The sequence below is a fragment of the Variovorax terrae genome (assembly GCF_022809125.1).
Classification (GTDB): Bacteria; Pseudomonadota; Gammaproteobacteria; order Burkholderiales; family Burkholderiaceae_C; genus Variovorax_A; species Variovorax_A terrae.
This window is the reverse complement of sequence record NZ_JALGBI010000001.1, coordinates 2,626,375-2,642,587: the sequence shown is the minus strand read 5'-3', so window position 1 is coordinate 2,642,587 and position 16,213 is coordinate 2,626,375. Positions and strand designations below refer to the sequence as shown.

14 protein-coding genes are annotated in these 16,213 nt (G+C 67.7%); 9 read left to right on the top strand and 5 right to left on the bottom strand.

Translation table 11 applies throughout. The annotated features are described in order from the left end of the window. The 7 genes from MMF98_RS12430 (at position 1) to ntrC (ending at position 7,651) form a co-directional block, all read left to right on the top strand. Positions 1-960, top strand: coding sequence for a sterol desaturase family protein (locus MMF98_RS12430; protein ID WP_243306586.1), 960 nt, complete (start codon positions 1-3; stop codon positions 958-960). Positions 961-987: 27 nt separating this feature from the next. Next, positions 988-1,887 (top strand): EI24 domain-containing protein, encoded by a 900-nt coding sequence (locus MMF98_RS12425; protein ID WP_243306585.1) that lies wholly within the window; start codon positions 988-990, stop codon positions 1,885-1,887. A 21-nt stretch (positions 1,888-1,908) separates the two neighbouring features. Next, positions 1,909-2,748 carry a competence/damage-inducible protein A gene (locus tag MMF98_RS12420; RefSeq protein WP_243306584.1) on the top strand — a complete coding sequence of 280 codons (840 nt, stop codon included), beginning with the start codon at positions 1,909-1,911 and terminating at the stop codon, positions 2,746-2,748. A 207-nt stretch (positions 2,749-2,955) separates the two neighbouring features. Further along, positions 2,956-4,371 carry a type I glutamate--ammonia ligase gene (gene glnA / locus MMF98_RS12415; RefSeq protein ID WP_243306583.1) on the top strand — a complete coding sequence of 472 codons (1,416 nt, stop codon included), beginning with the start codon at positions 2,956-2,958 and terminating at the stop codon, positions 4,369-4,371. Between the two features lie 142 nt (positions 4,372-4,513). Next, positions 4,514-4,999, top strand: a complete 486-nt coding sequence (locus tag MMF98_RS12410; RefSeq protein ID WP_243306582.1) for a hypothetical protein — start codon at positions 4,514-4,516, stop codon at positions 4,997-4,999. Then, on the top strand, positions 4,996-6,075 hold the full coding sequence (gene glnL, locus MMF98_RS12405; protein ID WP_423837621.1) for a nitrogen regulation protein NR(II): 1,080 nt from the start codon (positions 4,996-4,998) through the stop codon (positions 6,073-6,075). Before MMF98_RS12410 ends, glnL begins: the two co-directional genes overlap by 4 nt. A gap of 34 nt (positions 6,076-6,109) precedes the next feature. After that, the gene (gene ntrC, locus MMF98_RS12400; RefSeq protein ID WP_243306580.1) at positions 6,110-7,651 is read left to right on the top strand and encodes a nitrogen regulation protein NR(I); all 1,542 of its coding nucleotides are present in this window, start codon (positions 6,110-6,112) and stop codon (positions 7,649-7,651) included. A gap of 29 nt (positions 7,652-7,680) precedes the next feature. On the opposite strand, the gene xth is transcribed toward ntrC, so the two are convergent. Both xth and MMF98_RS12390 read right to left on the bottom strand, forming a co-directional pair. Continuing rightward, on the bottom strand, positions 7,681-8,454 hold the full coding sequence (gene xth / locus MMF98_RS12395; RefSeq protein ID WP_243306579.1) for an exodeoxyribonuclease III: 774 nt from the start codon (positions 8,452-8,454) through the stop codon (positions 7,681-7,683). A gap of 262 nt (positions 8,455-8,716) precedes the next feature. Further along, positions 8,717-9,649: a LysR family transcriptional regulator gene (locus tag MMF98_RS12390; RefSeq protein WP_243306578.1), complete on the bottom strand. Its 933-nt coding sequence runs from the start codon at positions 9,647-9,649 to the stop codon at positions 8,717-8,719. 107 nt (positions 9,650-9,756) lie between these two features. Between MMF98_RS12390 and MMF98_RS12385 the strand changes: the two genes are divergently transcribed. Then, positions 9,757-10,743 carry a Bug family tripartite tricarboxylate transporter substrate binding protein gene (locus tag MMF98_RS12385; protein WP_243306577.1) on the top strand — a complete coding sequence of 329 codons (987 nt, stop codon included), beginning with the start codon at positions 9,757-9,759 and terminating at the stop codon, positions 10,741-10,743. A 9-nt stretch (positions 10,744-10,752) separates the two neighbouring features. Then, positions 10,753-11,886 (top strand): mandelate racemase/muconate lactonizing enzyme family protein, encoded by a 1,134-nt coding sequence (locus MMF98_RS12380; protein ID WP_243306576.1) that lies wholly within the window; start codon positions 10,753-10,755, stop codon positions 11,884-11,886. A gap of 63 nt (positions 11,887-11,949) precedes the next feature. Here MMF98_RS12380 and MMF98_RS12375 read toward each other — a convergent pair whose 3' ends face one another. The 3 genes from MMF98_RS12375 to MMF98_RS12365 are packed head-to-tail and all read right to left on the bottom strand — an operon-like array spanning position 11,950 to position 16,197. After that, positions 11,950-14,274 (bottom strand): molybdopterin guanine dinucleotide-containing S/N-oxide reductase, encoded by a 2,325-nt coding sequence (locus tag MMF98_RS12375; RefSeq protein ID WP_243306575.1) that lies wholly within the window; start codon positions 14,272-14,274, stop codon positions 11,950-11,952. Positions 14,275-14,323: 49 nt separating this feature from the next. After that, positions 14,324-15,298: a Bug family tripartite tricarboxylate transporter substrate binding protein gene (locus MMF98_RS12370; RefSeq protein ID WP_243306574.1), complete on the bottom strand. Its 975-nt coding sequence runs from the start codon at positions 15,296-15,298 to the stop codon at positions 14,324-14,326. A 29-nt stretch (positions 15,299-15,327) separates the two neighbouring features. Next, positions 15,328-16,197 (bottom strand): sulfurtransferase, encoded by an 870-nt coding sequence (locus MMF98_RS12365; RefSeq protein WP_243306573.1) that lies wholly within the window; start codon positions 16,195-16,197, stop codon positions 15,328-15,330. Positions 16,198-16,213 lie beyond the last annotated feature (16 nt).

Below are 16,213 nucleotides of genomic sequence, written 5' to 3'. Positions count from 1 at the left end.
ATGATGGACTGGCTGGCCGACACCTTCTCCGCCGTGCAGCAGTGGCTGTTCGAGACCCTGCTGCAGCCGGCGGCCTTCGCGCTCGGGCTGGGCGGGCGGCTGGAGGACGCCTACGACGCCACCGGCTGGCTGCTGGTGGGCGTGCTGCAGATCGCAGTGCTGCTGGTGCTGATCGGCCCGCTGCAGCGCTGGCGGCCGGTGGAGCCGGTGACCGACCGCGCCGCCATCCGCACCGACATCCTCTACACCCTGATCCACCGGCTGGGCCTGTTCCGCGTGGCGCTGTTCCTGGGCGTCGCGCCGCTGTTCGACGACCTGTTCGGCTGGCTGCGCATGCAGGGCCTGACCACCTTCCAGATCGACGCGCTGTGGCCCGGCGTGACCGACCATGCGGTGGTGAGCTTCGCGATCTACCTGGTCGTGTTCGATTTCGTCGACTACTGGATCCACCGCGGCCAGCACCAGTTCAACTGGTGGTGGAGCCTGCACTCGCTGCACCATTCGCAGCGCCAGATGACGATGTGGAGCGACAACCGCAACCACCTGCTGGACGACCTGATCCGCGACAGCCTCATCGTGGTGGTGGCGCAGCTCATCGGCGTCGCACCGGGCCAGTTCATCGCCATCGTGGCCTTCACCCAGCTCAGCGAGAGCCTGCAGCACGCCAACCTGCGGCTGTGGTTCGGCCGCATCGGCGAGCGGCTGTGGATCAGCCCGCGCTTTCACCGCATGCACCATGCGATCGGCATCGGGCATGAGTCGGCCGGCCGCGACACGCTGGGGGGCCGCAACTTCGGCGTGCTGCTGCCCTGGTGGGACATGCTGTTTCGCACCGCCGACTTCGAGCTGCGCTACGAGCCCACCGGCGTGCGCGACCAGGTGGAGCAGGGGCGCGACTACGGGCGCGGCTTCTGGGCGCAGCAGTGGCTGGGGCTCAAGCGCCTGCTGGGCCGCGCCTGACGGCGGCGTCCCGGTTATGCTTGGCGCATGAGCCTGCTCCTCGATTCTTTCTGGCGCGCCGTGGCTTACTGCCTGCACCCGCGCGTGATCGCCCTGTCGTTTCTGCCGCTGGTGCTGATGGTGGCGCTGTCGCTGGGCCTGGGCTACTTCTATTGGGACGCGACGCTCGAATGGGTGCGCGGCGCGCTCGACTCCTACTCGCTGCTCAACAATCTGTGGAGCTGGCTGCAGGGCATCGGCGCCGGCAACCTCAAGACCGTGGTGGCGCCGTTGATCGTCATCTTCGTGGTGACGCCGGCGATCGTGCTGCTGTCGCTGCTGGTGGTGGCGGTGATGATGACGCCCGCGCTGGTGTCGATGGTGGCCGAGCGCCGCTTCCCGGCGTTGGAGCGCAAGAAGGGCGGCTCGCTGCTGGTCAGCATCTTCTGGTCGCTCGGCTCCACGCTGCTGGCGGCGATCGCGCTGGTGGTCTCGGTGCCGCTGTGGCTGGTGCCGCCGCTGATCCTGGTGCTGCCGCCGCTGATCTGGGGCTGGCTGACCTACCGCGTGATGACCTTCGATGCGCTGGCCGACCATGCCAGCAAGGAGGAGCGCCGCGAGATCTTCCGTAGCCACCGCGGCTGGCTGCTGGGCATCGGCATCCTCACCGGCTACCTTGGCGCCGCGCCCAGCATCGTCTGGGCCTCGGGCGCGCTGTTCGCGGCGGCCTTCGTGATCCTGGTGCCGGTGGCGATCTGGATCTACACGCTGGTGTTCGCGTTCTCCTCGCTCTGGTTTGCGCACTACTGCCTGGCAGCCCTGGAAGAGTTGCGCAGAAGCCGTGCCGCCGCGGCGCCCGAAGAGGCCGCGCCGCCGCTGTCGTTGCCCGCCGCTCAGCCGGCGGGCGACAACCCTGTTCCGCGGATCGGCGCCGACGCGCCTTTCTAGCGGTATTTCACCCTGGCCACCATGAACGCACCCCAACATCCGCCCGCGCCCAGCTTCGGGCTCATCATCGTCGGCGACGAAATCCTTTCCGGCAAGCGCGCCGACAAGCACCTGCCCAAGGTGATCGAGCTGCTCAACGCGCGCGGGCTGTCGCTGGCCTGGGCCGAGTACGTGGGCGATTCGCCCGCGCGCATCACCGCCACGCTGGCGCGCGCCTTTGCCTCGGGCGACGTGGTGTTCTCCACCGGCGGCATCGGCGCCACGCCCGACGACCACACGCGCCAGTGCGCCGCGGCGGCGCTGGGCGTGCCGCTGCAGCTGCACCCGCAGGCCGAGGCGCTGATCCGCGAGCGCATGCAGGACACCGCGCGCGAGCAAGGCATTGCCTACGAGCCCGACCGCGCCGACAACGTCCACCGCCTCAACATGGGCGTGTTCCCGCAGGGCGCGCAGATCATTCCCAATCCCTACAACAAGATTCCCGGTTTTTCCTGCGCCGGCGCGGCGGGCGGGGCGGTGCATTTCGCGCCGGGCTTCCCGGTGATGGCCTGGCCCATGATCGAATGGGTGCTCGACCACCACTACGCGCACCTGTTCCAGCACGCGGCCTGGATCGAGAAGTCGGTGATCGTGTTCGGCGCCATGGAGGCCACCCTGACGCCGCTGATGGAGGACATCGAGCGCATCCACGCCGGGGTCAAGGTGTTCAGCCTGCCCAGCGTGGACCACCCGACCTACGGGCGGCACATCGAGCTGGGCGTCAAGGGCGAGCCGGGCCTGGTCGAGCAGGCCTATCCGGCGCTGCTGGCGGGCCTGCACGGCTTCAAGGCCAGGCTTGGCCCCGAATTGGTGCGCTCATAAAAACGCACCTTGAAGGTGCGTTGGCGAAATGCACCAAAATGGGTCTCAAATGCGGGCTTTTTAGCACGATCCCATGCGAAAACCAGGGTCGCATCAAGGCACAATGGCTGGTTTCGCGAGCCGGGGGAATGCACCAGCTTTGGCACAAAAACTGCATTCCCAGGCGCATCCGCAAATTTTCAGCAACCATCCAACCAGGAGAACCTGATGGCCAAGACCGTCGCAGACGTGATGAAACTGGTGAAGGAAAACGAAGTCAAGTTTGTCGACTTCCGCTTCACCGATACCCGTGGCAAGGAACAGCACGTGACCGTGCCCGTTTCCCACTTCGACGAAGACAAGTTCTCGTCGGGCCATGCGTTTGACGGTTCGTCCGTTGCCGGCTGGAAGGGCATCGAAGCCTCCGACATGCTGCTCATGCCGGACCCGAACACGGCCAACATCGATCCCTTCTTCGAAGAAACCACGCTGTTCCTGACCTGCGACGTGCTCGAACCCGGCGACGGCAAGGCCTATGACCGCGACCCGCGTTCCATCGCCAAGCGCGCCGAAGCCTACCTCAAGGCCTCCGGCCTGGGCGATACCGCCTTCTTCGGCCCGGAACCCGAATTCTTCATCTTCGACGACGTGCGCTGGGCCAACGACATGTCGGGCTCGTTCTACAAGATCGACGAATACGAAGCCCCGTGGAACACCGGTAAGAAGCTCGAAGGCGGCAACAAGGGCCACCGCCCCACCGTCAAGGGCGGCTACTTCCCCGTGCCCCCGGTCGACAGCACGCAGGACATGCGCGCCGAGATGTCGCTGATCCTCGAATCGCTGGGCATCCCGGTCGAGGTGTTCCACCACGAAGTGGCGGGCGCCGGCCAGAACGAGATCGGCACCAAGTTCAGCACGCTGGTGCAGCGCGCCGACTGGACCCTGCTGCTCAAGTACGTGGTGCAGAACGTCGCCCACGCCTACGGCAAGACCGCGACCTTCATGCCCAAGCCCATCGTGGGCGACAACGGCTCCGGCATGCACGTGCACCAGTCGATCTGGAAGGACGGCAAGAACCTGTTCGCCGGTGACGGCTATGCCGGCCTGAGCGATTTCGCGCTGTACTACATCGGCGGCATCATCAAGCACGCGCGCGCGCTGAATGCCATCACCAACCCCGGCACCAACAGCTACAAGCGCCTGGTGCCCGGCTACGAAGCCCCGGTGAAGCTGGCCTACTCGGCCAAGAACCGCTCGGCCTCGATCCGCATCCCGTATGTGGCCAACCCGAAGGGCCGCCGCATCGAGGCGCGCTTCCCCGATCCGCTGGCCAACCCGTACCTGTGCTTCTCGGCGCTGATGATGGCCGGCCTGGACGGCGTGGAAAACAAGATCCACCCGGGCGAAGCCGCCACCAAGGACCTGTACCACCTGCCGCCCGAGGAAGACGCGAAGGTGCCGACCGTGTGCCACAGCCTCGATCAGGCGCTGGACTACTTGGACAAGGGCCGCAGCTTCCTGACCAAGGGCGGCGTGTTCACCGACACCATGATCGACGCCTACATCGAGCTCAAGATGCAGGAGGTCACGCGCTTCCGCATGGCGACCCACCCGGTGGAATTCGACATGTACTACTCGCTGTAATCCGGCGCGTTGCCTGTGGCATGAAAAGGACGGCATATGCCGTCCTTTTTCTTTTTGAATCAAAGGGTTATTTTGTATTTCTAAGGAAAAGCGCGATACTGGCAGACCGTCCCTGCATTTTTTGCAATGCGAGGAGAAGAGCATGAGATACGCGTTATTGATTCCCGTGCTTGCTGCATTTTTCACAGCAGGCAGTCACAGCCAGGACCGCATCTACCGCTGCGGCAATGAATACACCAACAATGCCGCCGAGGCCCAGTCCCGCGGCTGCAAGGTGGTGGAAGGCGGCAACGTCACCGTGGTGCAGGGCACGCGCGTGCCGGCCGGGCAGGTGCGCGTGGCCGCGGCGCCGGCGGCGGCCGGGCCGCGCGTGGATTCGGCCGACCAGCGCGCGCGCGATTCCGAAGCCCGCGCCATCCTCGAGGCCGAACTCAAGAAGGCCGAGGCCCGCCAGGCCGAGCTGCTCAAGGAATACAACGACGGCGAGCCCGAGAAGCAGGGTGCCGAGGGGCGCAACTACCAGAAGTACCTGGACCGCGTGGCCGAGCTCAAGGCCAGCATCGCCCGCAACGAAAGCGACATCGCGGGCATCAAGCGCGAGCTGGGCCGCGTTCCTGCGTCAAAATAAGTGGCTTGAACAAGCCCACTTCCCCGCCCGCGTACTTTCAACCGTTCGATCTCCTGGCCACGCTGGTCGCCGTGGTGCGCAGCGATGGCTCGGTGCTGTTCGCCAACTCGGCACTCGAAGACGCCCTGGGCACCTCGCGCCGCACCATCGAAGGCTCGCAACTGCCCGACTGCTTCACCGAACCGCAGATCCTGCAGAACGCGCTCGAAGGCGCGGGCAGCAATGAGTTCGCCGCGCTGCGCTACGACGCTTGGCTCAAGCGCCTGAACCACGATCCGCTGCCCGTGCATGTGATCGTGGCGCAGACCGAGCGGCCGGGCGAGATCATCGTGGAGCTGCTGCCGCTCGAAGCCCAGGCCAAGCAGGACCGAGAGGAGCGCCTGATCGACCAGGCCCAGGCCAACAAGGAGCTGATCCGCAACCTCGCGCACGAGATCAAGAACCCGCTGGGCGGCATCCGCGGCGCGGCGCAGCTGCTGCAGATGGAGATTGACTCCAGGGACCTGACCGAGTACACCCAGGTCATCATCCACGAGGCCGACCGGCTGCAGACGCTGGTCGACCGGCTGCTGGCGCCGCACCGCCGCCCGCACGTGGTGGGCGACGTCAACATCCACGAGGTCTGCGAGCGGGTGCGCTCGCTGATCCTGGCCGAGTTTCCACGCGGGCTGAAGGTGGTTCGTGAATACGACATTTCGATTCCCGAGTTCCGCGGCGACCGCGAGCAGCTGATCCAGGCCGTGCTCAACATCGCCCACAACGCCTGCCAGGCCCTGGCCGAACGCATCGCGGCGGGCGATGCGCAACTGGTGTTCCGCACGCGGATCGCCCGGCAGGTGACATTCGGTAAGCAGCGCTATCGACTGGCATTGGAATTGCATGTCATCGACAACGGGCCCGGCGTGCCGGACTCGATCAAAGACCGCATCTTCTACCCGCTGGTGTCGGGCCGGGAAGGCGGCTCAGGGCTGGGGCTGACGTTGGCGCAAACCTTCGTGCAGCAGCACCATGGCTTGATCGAGTGCGAAAGCGTGGCGGGCCGGACGGATTTCAAGATACTGATTCCGCTGCCCTGACTGATTGAGTTCGATACCAAGGTGACTAAAACACATGAAGCCGATCTGGATAGTAGACGACGACCAATCCATCCGCTTCGTGCTGGAGAAGGCCCTGCTCCGCGAAGAACTGCCCACGCGCAGCTTCACCAACCCGCGTGAAGTGCTGCAGGCGCTCGAAGACGCCACGGACGAGGACGGCCCGCAGGTCCTGGTGAGCGACATCCGCATGCCGGGCGGCTCGGGGCTGGAGCTGCTGGACAAGGTCAAGGAGAAGCTGCCGGGCCTGCCCGTCATCATCATGACCGCGTTCTCCGACCTCGACAGCGCCGTCTCGGCTTTCCAGGGCGGCGCGTTCGAATACCTGCCCAAGCCATTTGACCTGCCCAAGGCGGTGGAGCTGATCCGCCGTGCGGTGGAAGAGAGCCAGCGCGAGGAAGTGGCCGAGGAGCGCATGGCTGCCGCGCCCGAGATGCTGGGCCAGGCCCCGGCGATGCAGGACGTGTTCCGCGCCATCGGGCGCCTCTCGCAGAGCAACGTCACGGTGATGATCACCGGCGAATCGGGTTCGGGCAAGGAGCTGGTGGCGCGCGCGCTGCACAAGCATTCGCCGCGCGCCAGCGGGCCCTTCGTGGCGATCAACACCGCGGCCATCCCCAAGGACCTGCTGGAGAGCGAGTTGTTCGGCCACGAGCGCGGCGCCTTCACTGGCGCGCAGACCATGCGCCGCGGCCGCTTCGAGCAGGCCGAGGGCGGCACGCTGTTCCTTGATGAGATCGGCGACATGCCGTTCGATTTGCAGACGCGCCTGCTGCGCGTGCTCAGCGACGGCCACTTCTACCGCGTGGGCGGCCACAACGCCGTCAAGGCCCATGTGCGCGTGATCGCCGCCACGCACCAGGACCTGGAGCAGCGCGTCAAGGAAGGCGTGTTCCGCGAAGACCTGTTCCACCGCCTCAACGTGATCCGCCTGCGCCTGCCGGCGCTGCGCGAGCGCAGGGAAGACGTGCCCATGCTCACGCGCCACTTCCTGCAGCAAAGCGCCAAGCAGCTCGGTGTGGAGCCCAAGCGCATTTCCGATGCTGCGCTGGCCTTGCTCGGCGCCTTTGGTTTCCCGGGCAATGTGCGGCAGCTCGAAAACATCTGCCACTGGCTGACCGTGATGGCGCCGGCGCAAGTGATCGAGCCCAAGGACCTGCCGCCCGAGGTGGCCGGCACCACCGGCGATGCCCCGGCCTTGCGAACATTGGCCGCACCCGGCGCCGAGGCCGCGCCGCGCCTGGCCGAGCTGGCCGCGAAGCCCGCGGTCAAGGCGCTGGAGGCGGATGCGGCGGGCGACGCGCTGCCGGCGCCGACAGCGAACGCCGTGCCGGCACCCGGCGCGGGCAGCTGGGAATCAGGGCTCGAGGCCGAGGCGCTGGCCCTGCTGGCCACGGGCCGGCACGACGTGTGGGACGAACTGACCCGCCGTTTCGAGTCCAAGCTGATCCTGACCGCGCTGGCCAACACGCGGGGGCGGCGCATCGAGGCCGCTCAAAAGCTCGGCATCGGGCGCAACACCATTACGCGCAAAATTCAGGAACTGGGTCTGGAGTAGAGAGCGCCCGCCGATTCACGGCCGCGGGCTCACAGCTCCACGATCACCGGCGCGTGGTCGCTGGGCTGCTTGTTCTTGCGCGGCGCGCGATCCACGGTGCAGGACTTCACCCCGGGCTTGAGCGCCTCGCTCACCAGGATGTGGTCGATGCGCAGGCCTCGGTTCTTCTGGAAGCCGAGCATACGGTAGTCCCACCACGAGTAGCTTTTCTCGGGCTGCTCGAACAGGCGGAAGGCATCGGTCAGGCCCAGGCCCAGCAGCGCCTTGAAGTGGTCGCGCTCGGCCGTCGTGTGGTGGATGGTCTCGCGCAGGCCCTCGGGATCGTAGGAGTCGCGGTCCTCGGGCGCGACGTTGAAGTCGCCCAGCAGCACCAGCCGCGGATGCACGGCCAACTCCGCGCGTACCTGTTCGCGCAAGGCATCGAGCCAGCGCATCTTGTAGGCGAACTTCTCGCTGCCCGGCTCCTGGCCGTTGACGAAGTAGCCGTTGACCACGCGCAGCGCGCCCTCGGGCGTGTCCAGCGTGGCGGTGATCACGCGCGACTGATCGTCGGCAAAGCCCGTGATGTTCTTCACCACGTCGCGCGCCGGGGTGCGGCTCAGGATGGCGACGCCGTTGTAAGTCTTCTGGCCGAACACGGCACTGTGGTAGCCCGCGGCCTCGAGCTCGGCCTGCGGGAACTTGTCATCGGTGAGCTTGAGCTCCTGCAGGCACAGCGCGTCCACCGGGTTGGCGGCCAGCCAGTCCAGCACTTGGGGCAGGCGCACGGCCAGGGAGTTGACGTTCCAGGTGGCAAGTTTCATGGTGTCGGCTTCGTTCACGTTGCAGGGGTGAGGGCGGCAGCGAGGGCCGCGTTCAAGAATGGCATTGTGCCCGCGTGCGTCGATGCGAGGCCCGTTAGAGGTGAATTTTGGATGATTTAAGCCGGATGTCCAGGTGCAGTGGTCATTGTTTGCTATCAAATAAGTAGCAAATGGTTGCGGCCAACAGGCGCGAGCCTTGCCTGTTCATGCCCGGCGTGTTGCGCCCGCCACCGTCGTCCCGCTGGATGGGAGCGTCGTCCCGTCACCTAGCCTTCTCGAAACTCAGCAGGAACGCCTGAAGTTTCTGCGTCGCCAAGCCTGATGAATCGATCGGCGTCATCATTCCTATCGGCTCGAACGCATAAGGCACGGCTATGTTCAGCCGCACCAGTTGCCCCGCGTCCAGCAACTGGCTGGCGATGCTGAGGGGCACGAGGCACACGCATCGCTCGTGCACGAGGGCCGCCCACACGATAGCCATCGAGCGGGTGCTAATCAGGCGCTGCCTGGGCTCGATGCCTTGCGCGGCGCTCCACTGGTCGAGGGTCCGGCGCGGCGCAGATGCAACGGGCGAGGTCAGCCAGATTTCGTCGCGTAGCGCCTTGAAGGTCAGCCGCTTCCTGCCGGCAAGCGGATGGTGTGGCGCGGCGATGACCACGAACTCATCGTCGAGCAGCGGCTCGAAGCGCCAGCCCTCCGTGGCAACAGGGGGTTGCCGGCAGAAGACCATGTCGAGGCCGCCGCCCGCCATCAAGGCGCCGATCTGTTCGATGTCTGCTTCCTGAATCTGCAGCAGGATGTCCGGGTGCTGCTGGCTGAAGACCGGCAAGGCCTTGGCCAGGATGCCCGTCACGGCGCCAGACAGGGCCGCGATGCGCACCAGGCTGCGGCCCTCGGCCGAGAAGGCCACCACCGCCTCCGCGCAGTCGTTGAGCGCGTCGAGCATCCTGCGCGCGAGCGGCAGAACCGCGAGGGCGATGGGCGTCGGATGCATGCCTCGCGCATGCCTGTCGAACAGCGTGCACTCGAGCAGTTGTTCCAGATCCGCGAGCGCCTGGGTCGTGGAGGGCTGCGTGAGCCCGATGGCTTCCGCAGCCCGCTTGACGCTCCCCAACTCCGCCACTTTCACGAGCACCTGAAGATGGCGCAAGCGCGCCCGCACCACAAGCCGCGAAGCGAGAACGGAGGCTGACACGGCCACGGTATAGAAGATTCAAATAGGAGGAGCCGATATTCTATTTGTTCTCTATCACTCGTACGATGAAGATCGCTCCCATCGAGACAACGCACGGAGACAAGAAGATGAACCGAAGAAAGCTCTTCAAGCTGATGCCTGGCGCCGCCGCCGTCCTGGCAACCGGCCCGGCCGCCTGGGCGCAGGCAGCCGACTACCCCAGCAAGCCGGTGAAGGTGGTGGTCGGCGTCAACGCGGGCGGTGCTGCCGACTATTTCGCGCGCATCTTCGCGCAGAAGATGACGCAAGCCACCGGGCAGAGCTTCTTCGTGGACAACCGGCCGGGAGCGGGTGGAACCCTGGCGGCCGACTATGTGGCCAAGTCCGCTGCGGACGGCTACACCTTGCTGATCACCGCGCCCACGGTGATGATCGTCGCGCCCTATCTGTACAAGCAGTTGAACTTCGTGCCGGAGCGCGATTTCGCCCCCATTGCGCTCCTGGCAGGCGGGCCCGTGGTGCTGGTCGTCAATGCCCAGGTGCCTGCGCGCAGCGTTGCCGAGTTGATCGCACTGGCCAAACAGAAGCCCGGCGAGCTGTCCTTCGGGTCCGGCGGGCAAGGCACGAATTCACACCTGTCGGGCGAGCTGTTCGCCAGCATGACGGGCACCCGGCTGACCCACGTGCCCTACAAGGGAGACGGCCAGGCCCTGACCGATCTGCTCGGCGGGCAGGTGCAGATGATGTTCACGGGCTACAACCTGGTGGAGCCTCACGTCAAGAGCGGAAAGCTGCGCCTGCTGGGCGTGACCGGCGACACCCGCCTCGCCCCGTTGCCGGACGTGCCCACCGTTGCCGAAGCCGGCGTGAAGGGTTTTCACTCCACCGGATGGATCGGTCTCTACGCGCCCAGACATGCGCCCGCGCAGGCCATCCAGCGGCTCAATGCCGAGTGGCAGAAGGCGCGCAGGCAGCCCGACGTGCACGCCAAGTTCGAAGCGATGGGCATGGGCGCGCTGTCGTCCGACACGCCCGGGCAGTTCGCGGCATTCCAGAAATCCGAAGCGGCTCGATGGAGCAAGATCATCCTCGACGCGGGCGTCAAGCCCGAGTGAACTCAACAAATGAAAGCTACGCGCATTGAAAAAATAGAGACCTTCCGTGTCGACCGCTGGTGCCTGCTGCGCATCTGGTGCGAAGACGGAACGGTCGGCATCGGCGAAGCCGGTGTGCATGGGTGGCCTGGCCCGACGCAGGCCACGCTGCACGCCATGGAGCCCTATCTGAAGGGCAAAGATCCCTCCCTTATCGAGCACCACGCGCAGTTGCTCCAGCGGAGCTCCCATTTCATGGGCGCGCTGATCTCGGGCGCCATCTCGGCCATCGACATTGCGCTGTGGGACATCAAGGGCAAGCGCCTGGGCGTGCCCGTCTACGAACTGATGGGGGGCAAGACGCGGGACCGGGTGCGTTGCTACATCCACGCACATGGCGACTCGCTCGACGATCTGGTGAGCGATGCGCTGCAGAAAAAAGCCGCGGGCTTCACGGCCATCCGCTTCTCGCCCTTTTCTGCGGACTACCACCTGCACCAATCCTTCGAGTCCTGGGCGTCCGACGCAGTGCAGCGCGTCGGGGCCGTTCACGAGGCCCTCGCCGGCGATGTCGACCTGTGCATCGAACTCCATCGCCAGATGAATCCCGCCGAGTCCGTTGCCCTGGCCGCGCGGCTGGAGCCCTTTCATCCCTATTTCTACGAAGACCCGATGCTTCCGGACAGCCCGGCCCTGATGGGCGAGCTCCAGGCCCGGTGCCGCTTGCCGATCGCCACGGGCGAGCGGCTCACCTCCATCTTCCAGTTCCAGGAACTGCTGGCCAGCGGAGGCTGCGACTTTATCCGCCCGGACCTGTGCCTGTGCATGGGCCTGAGCGGCAGCAAGAAAGCGGCTGCGCTCGCGGAGGCCCGCCACGTCAAGGTGATTCCCCACAACCCCTTGTCGCCTGTGTCAACGGCCGCCTGCGTGCAGCTCGATGCCTGCATCCCGAACTTCGCACTGCAGGAGTACACGGGTGAGTCCGACTACCCGAAGCGTGACCTCGTGAAGGCGCCGCTGCGCCTGGTTGGCGGCTATCTTGAAGTGCCCGAGGGGCCCGGCATCGGCATCGAGTTCAACGACGAGGCCTTGATGCGGCTCCCCGCCACCGACATCGTGCCGAACATGCGAATCGGCGTCGACGGCTCGGTCCAGGATTGGTAGCCCGGAACCCGGTTTGCCTGCTGCCGCCAAGGCCGGGCCGCGAGCATCACAAGGCAGCAGCGGTTAGACGTCGGAGCGCGAGACTGGCGACGGCGGCTCGTAGGCGCGGATGGCCGGCAGCGGGCCGTCGAAGCGCTCGGCCTGCACGGCCGTCAACTGGCCGCTGCAGCCTTGCGCCAGCGACGAGGTGCCGTGGTCGCGCGTGAGCACGTTGGGGTTGCCGTGCACGCACAGCGGCCGCTCGGCGGCGGGGTCCTGCGGGTCGTACCAGGCGCCGGTGGGCAACTGCACCACGCCGGGCATCAGCTCGTCGGTCACGCGCACTGAAGCCAGGCAGGCGCCGCGGTCGTTGAACAGGCGCACGATGTCGCCGTCGGCGATGCCGCGCGCGGCGGCATCGGCCGGGTGCAGGCGGCAGACTTCGCGGCCCTGGCGCTTGCTGGCCGTGCTGTGGCCACCGAAGTCGAGCTGGCTGTGCAGCCGCGTGGCCGGCTGATTGGCAATCAGGAACAGCGGGTGGCGCGCGTCGGGCACGTCTTGCTTGGGCAGCCAGGCCGGGTGGCCCGGGCAGTCGGCGTAGCCGAAGCCGGCCACGGTGGGCGAGCTGATCTGCACCTTGCCGCTGGGCGTGGGCAGCGGCTGGCCCGCCGGGTCGTCGCGGAAGGCGCGCAGGATGCCGCCGTCGTCGGGCCGCTGCGGCAGGCGCAGCTCGCCGCGCGCCCAGAAGGTGTCGAAGTCGGGCGCCTCGTCGCCGCGCGCCTCGAGTGCGGCGCGGGTCTTCTCGTACAGGTGGCGCAGCCAGCCGCGGGTGTCGCGGCCTTCGGTGAACGCATCGCGTTGTCCCAGGCGCTCGGCCAGGTCGGCGAAGATGTCGTAGTCGTCGCGGCTCAACCCGTGCGGCTCGGCGATGCGGTGCATCGCCACCATCAGCGGGTCGGTTGGCGTGGCGCCGATGTCCTCGCGCTCCAGCGTCATGGTGCAGGGCAGAACGATGTCGGCATGGCGCGCGGTGGCGGTCCAGGCGATCTCGTGCACGATCAGCGTGTCCAGGCGGCGGAAGGCCTCGCGCAGGCGGTTCAGGTCCTGGTGGTGGTGGAACGGGTTGCCGCCGGCCCAGTAGGCCAGGCGCACGTGCGGGTAGCTGCGGCGCTGGCCGTTGTAGTCGAAGGGCTCGCCCGGGTGCAGCAGCATGTCGGCAATGCGCGCCACCGGGATGAACTCCTTCACGGCATTGGTGCCCTGCGGCAGCGCGGCGCTGGGCACGGCGTTCAGGCGCTTGCCGTAGTGGGCCAGCGTGCCCAGCGCGTAGTTGTAGCCGCCGCCGGGCAGGCCGAGCTGGCCCAGGGCGGCGGCCAGCACGGCGCCCATCCACACCGGCTGCTCGCCATGCTCGGCGCGCTGCAGCGAATGGGCCACCACCACCAGCACGCGCTTGCCGTGCAGTTCGCGCGCGAGCTCGGCGATGCGGCGCTCGGGCAGGCCGCAAAGGGCCGATGCCCAGGCGGCGCTCTTGGGCGTGCCGTCGCTGCGGCCGAGCAGGTAGTCCTCGAAGGTATCCCAGCCGTCGCAGTAGCGCGCGATGAAGTCGCGGTCGTGCCGGCCTTCGCTCACCAGCGTGTGCACCAGGCCCAGCATGAGGGCGGTGTCGGTGCCGGGGCGCGCGGCCAGCCACTCGGCGCGCGCTTCCTCGGGCAGGTCGGGGCGCAGCGGGCTGATGTTGACGAAGCGGCAGCCGCGCTCGGCCGCCTGGCGCATCGATTCGCGCTCGATGTGGCGGCTGATGCCGCCCGAGGCCACGCGCGAGTTGCGCAGCGCCATGCCGCCGAAGGCCAGCACCACGTCGCTGTGCTCGACGATCTGCTCCCAGGTCACGTTGCGGCGCGCCACTTCGTCCATGCTGCCCAGGATGTGCGGCAGGATGACGGCCGAGGCGCCCGCGCTGTAGCTGTTGACCGAGCGCACGTAGCCGCCCAGGGCGGTGTTGAGGAAGCGGTGCACCTGGCTTTGCGCGTGGTGGAAGCGCCCCGCGCTCGACCAGCCGTAGGAGCCGCCGAAGATCGCGCCGATGCCATGCGCCTGCTCCACGCGGCGCAGCTCCCGCGCCACGAGGTCGAGCGCCTCGGGCCAGGGCAGGGGCACGTAGTCGTCGCAGCCGCGAGTGGCGTCGGGCCCGGGGCCGCGCTCCAGCCAGCCGCGCCGCACCATGGGCGTGGTCACGCGCACGCGGTGCCGCAGCGCATCGGGAAAGTTCTGCAGCAGCGGGTTCGGGTCGGGGTCGCCCGGGTGCGGCTGCACCGTGAGGCGCTGGCCGTCCCAGGCCGCGGAGAACACGCCCCAGTGGGCGCTGTGGGGCTTCATGGCGAGGCTGGGCGTATCGGTGGGCGGCATGGTGTTCACATCACGGGGGTCTGGGCGGGGCGATCCAGCGGCGGTCTCGCTATTCTGCTTTCAGGTTGCCGCGTTCGACGGCGCGCTTGTAGTTGGCGATGTCCTTCACGATGAAGCTGCGGAACGCATCGCCGGCCAGCGTGGATTCCTGCGCGCCGTCGGCGCGGTAGACCTTGATCAGCTCGGGGTCCTGCAAGGCGGCCTTGACCGCGCGCGAGAGCGTGTCCACCACGTCCTTGGGCGTGCCCGCGGGCGCGGCCAGGCCGTACCACTGCGTCATCACCACGTCGATGCCCGACTCCTTGAGCGTGGGCACGTTGGGCATGGCCGCCACGCGTTTGGCCGTGCTCACGGCCAGCAGGCGCAGCTTGCCGCCAACGATCTGGCCCATGAGCGGGGTGTAGGGCGCGAAGAAGCTGTCGACCAGCCCGCCGTACAGATCGTTGAGCGCCGGGCCCGAGCCCTTGTAGGGGATGTGCAGGATGTCGAGGCCGGCCTGCTGCTTGACCATCTCCATCACGATCTGTGCCGCGCCGCCGGTGCCGGTGGAGGCATAGGTGAGCTTGCCGCCCTTGGCCGCCGCGACGTATTCCTGCACCGTCTTGATCTTCGAGTTGCTGCCGACCATCAGGCCGAACGGCGTCTCCACGAGCTGGGCGATGGGCACGAAGTCCTCGGGCACCTTGTAGGGCAGGCTGGGACGGATGGCCGGCGCGCTGCCCAGGTTGCCGCTCATGGCGAGGATCAGGGTGTAGCCGTCGGGCCGGGCGCGCGCCACGGTCTCCGCGGCGATGTTGCCGCCGGCACCGGCCTTGTTGTCCACGATCATGGTCTGGCCGAGGTGCTTGCCCAGCGCGCTGGCGAGGGTGCGGCCGTACAGGTCGCCGCCGCCGCCGGGCGGGAAGCCCACCACCAGCCGGACCGGCTGCTCCGGGTAGGCCGCGTGCGCGGCGCCTGCCAGCAGGCCGAGGCAGGTGGTCAGCAAGGCCGCGCCGTGGCGGAACAGGTCGCGTTTGCGCATCATCGAAGGTCTCCGGTGTTGGGGTGAGAGCGTCAGGCCTGCGGGCCGGTGGCGATGGGCGCGCCGGGCTGGGCGCTCCATTCGCTCCATGAGCCGGGGTAGAGCACTGCGCCGCGAAGGCCCGCGATCTCCAGGGCCAGCAGGTTGTGGCAGGCCGTCACGCCCGAGCCGCACTGGCTGATGAGTTCGGCCGGCGGCCTGCCGCCGGTGAGGGCCTGGAACTCGCCGAGCAGTTGGGCGGGGGATTTGAAGCGGCCGTCGGCGTCCAGGTTGTCGCGGAACAGCCGGTTGCGCGCGCCGGGAATGTGGCCGCCGATCGGGTCCAGCGTTTCGTTCTCGCCGCGGAAGCGGTCGGGCGCGCGCGCGTCCAGCACCAGGCGTGCGCCGGTGTCGAGGTTGGCGCGCACCTCGCCGTAGCTGGCCGTGGTGACCAGCGCCGGCCGCAGGCTGAAGCGGCCGGCGGCTGGCGCTGCAGGCGTTTCGTCGGTGCTGACCGGCTGGCCGGCCGCCTTCCAGGCCGGCAGGCCACCGTCGAGCACGGCCGCGGCGGCGTGGCCGGCCCAGCGCAGCATCCACCACAGGCGCGCGGCGTACATGCCGCCGGCGTTGTCGTAGATGACGATCTGGGTGTCGTCGCCGGCTCCCAGTGCGGCCAGGGTGCGGGCGAAGTCCTCGCGGCTGGGCAGCGGGTGGCGGCCGTTGCGCCCGGTCCTGGGCGCGCTGAGCTGGTCTTCCAGGTGCACGTAGCGCGCGCCGGGAATGTGGCCGGCGTCATGCGCGCGGCGCCCGGCCGAGAGGTCGGCCAGCTCGAAGCTGCAGTCGAGCACCAGGGGGCGGGCAGCCTCGGGGCCGTGCAGGGCCTGCGCGAGGTCGGTGGCGGAGATCAGGGTCTGGTAGGTCATGTGAAAAAAGGGCCAG

Bases quoted from the DNA above. Each gene is read 5' to 3' on its own strand.
- MMF98_RS12430 (WP_243306586.1), top strand. From the start codon at position 1: ATGATGGACTGGCTGGCCGACACCTTCTCCGCCGTGCAGCAGTGGCTG.
- MMF98_RS12425 (WP_243306585.1), top strand. From the start codon at position 988: ATGAGCCTGCTCCTCGATTCTTTCTGGCGCGCCGTGGCTTACTGCCTG.
- MMF98_RS12420 (WP_243306584.1), top strand. From the start codon at position 1,909: ATGAACGCACCCCAACATCCGCCCGCGCCCAGCTTCGGGCTCATCATC.
- glnA (WP_243306583.1), top strand. From the start codon at position 2,956: ATGGCCAAGACCGTCGCAGACGTGATGAAACTGGTGAAGGAAAACGAA.
- MMF98_RS12410 (WP_243306582.1), top strand. From the start codon at position 4,514: ATGAGATACGCGTTATTGATTCCCGTGCTTGCTGCATTTTTCACAGCA.
- ntrC (WP_243306580.1), top strand. From the start codon at position 6,110: ATGAAGCCGATCTGGATAGTAGACGACGACCAATCCATCCGCTTCGTG.
- xth (WP_243306579.1), bottom strand. From the start codon at position 8,454: ATGAAACTTGCCACCTGGAACGTCAACTCCCTGGCCGTGCGCCTGCCC.
- MMF98_RS12385 (WP_243306577.1), top strand. From the start codon at position 9,757: ATGAACCGAAGAAAGCTCTTCAAGCTGATGCCTGGCGCCGCCGCCGTC.
- MMF98_RS12380 (WP_243306576.1), top strand. From the start codon at position 10,753: ATGAAAGCTACGCGCATTGAAAAAATAGAGACCTTCCGTGTCGACCGC.
- MMF98_RS12375 (WP_243306575.1), bottom strand. From the start codon at position 14,274: ATGCCGCCCACCGATACGCCCAGCCTCGCCATGAAGCCCCACAGCGCC.
- MMF98_RS12370 (WP_243306574.1), bottom strand. From the start codon at position 15,298: ATGATGCGCAAACGCGACCTGTTCCGCCACGGCGCGGCCTTGCTGACC.
- MMF98_RS12365 (WP_243306573.1), bottom strand. From the start codon at position 16,197: ATGACCTACCAGACCCTGATCTCCGCCACCGACCTCGCGCAGGCCCTG.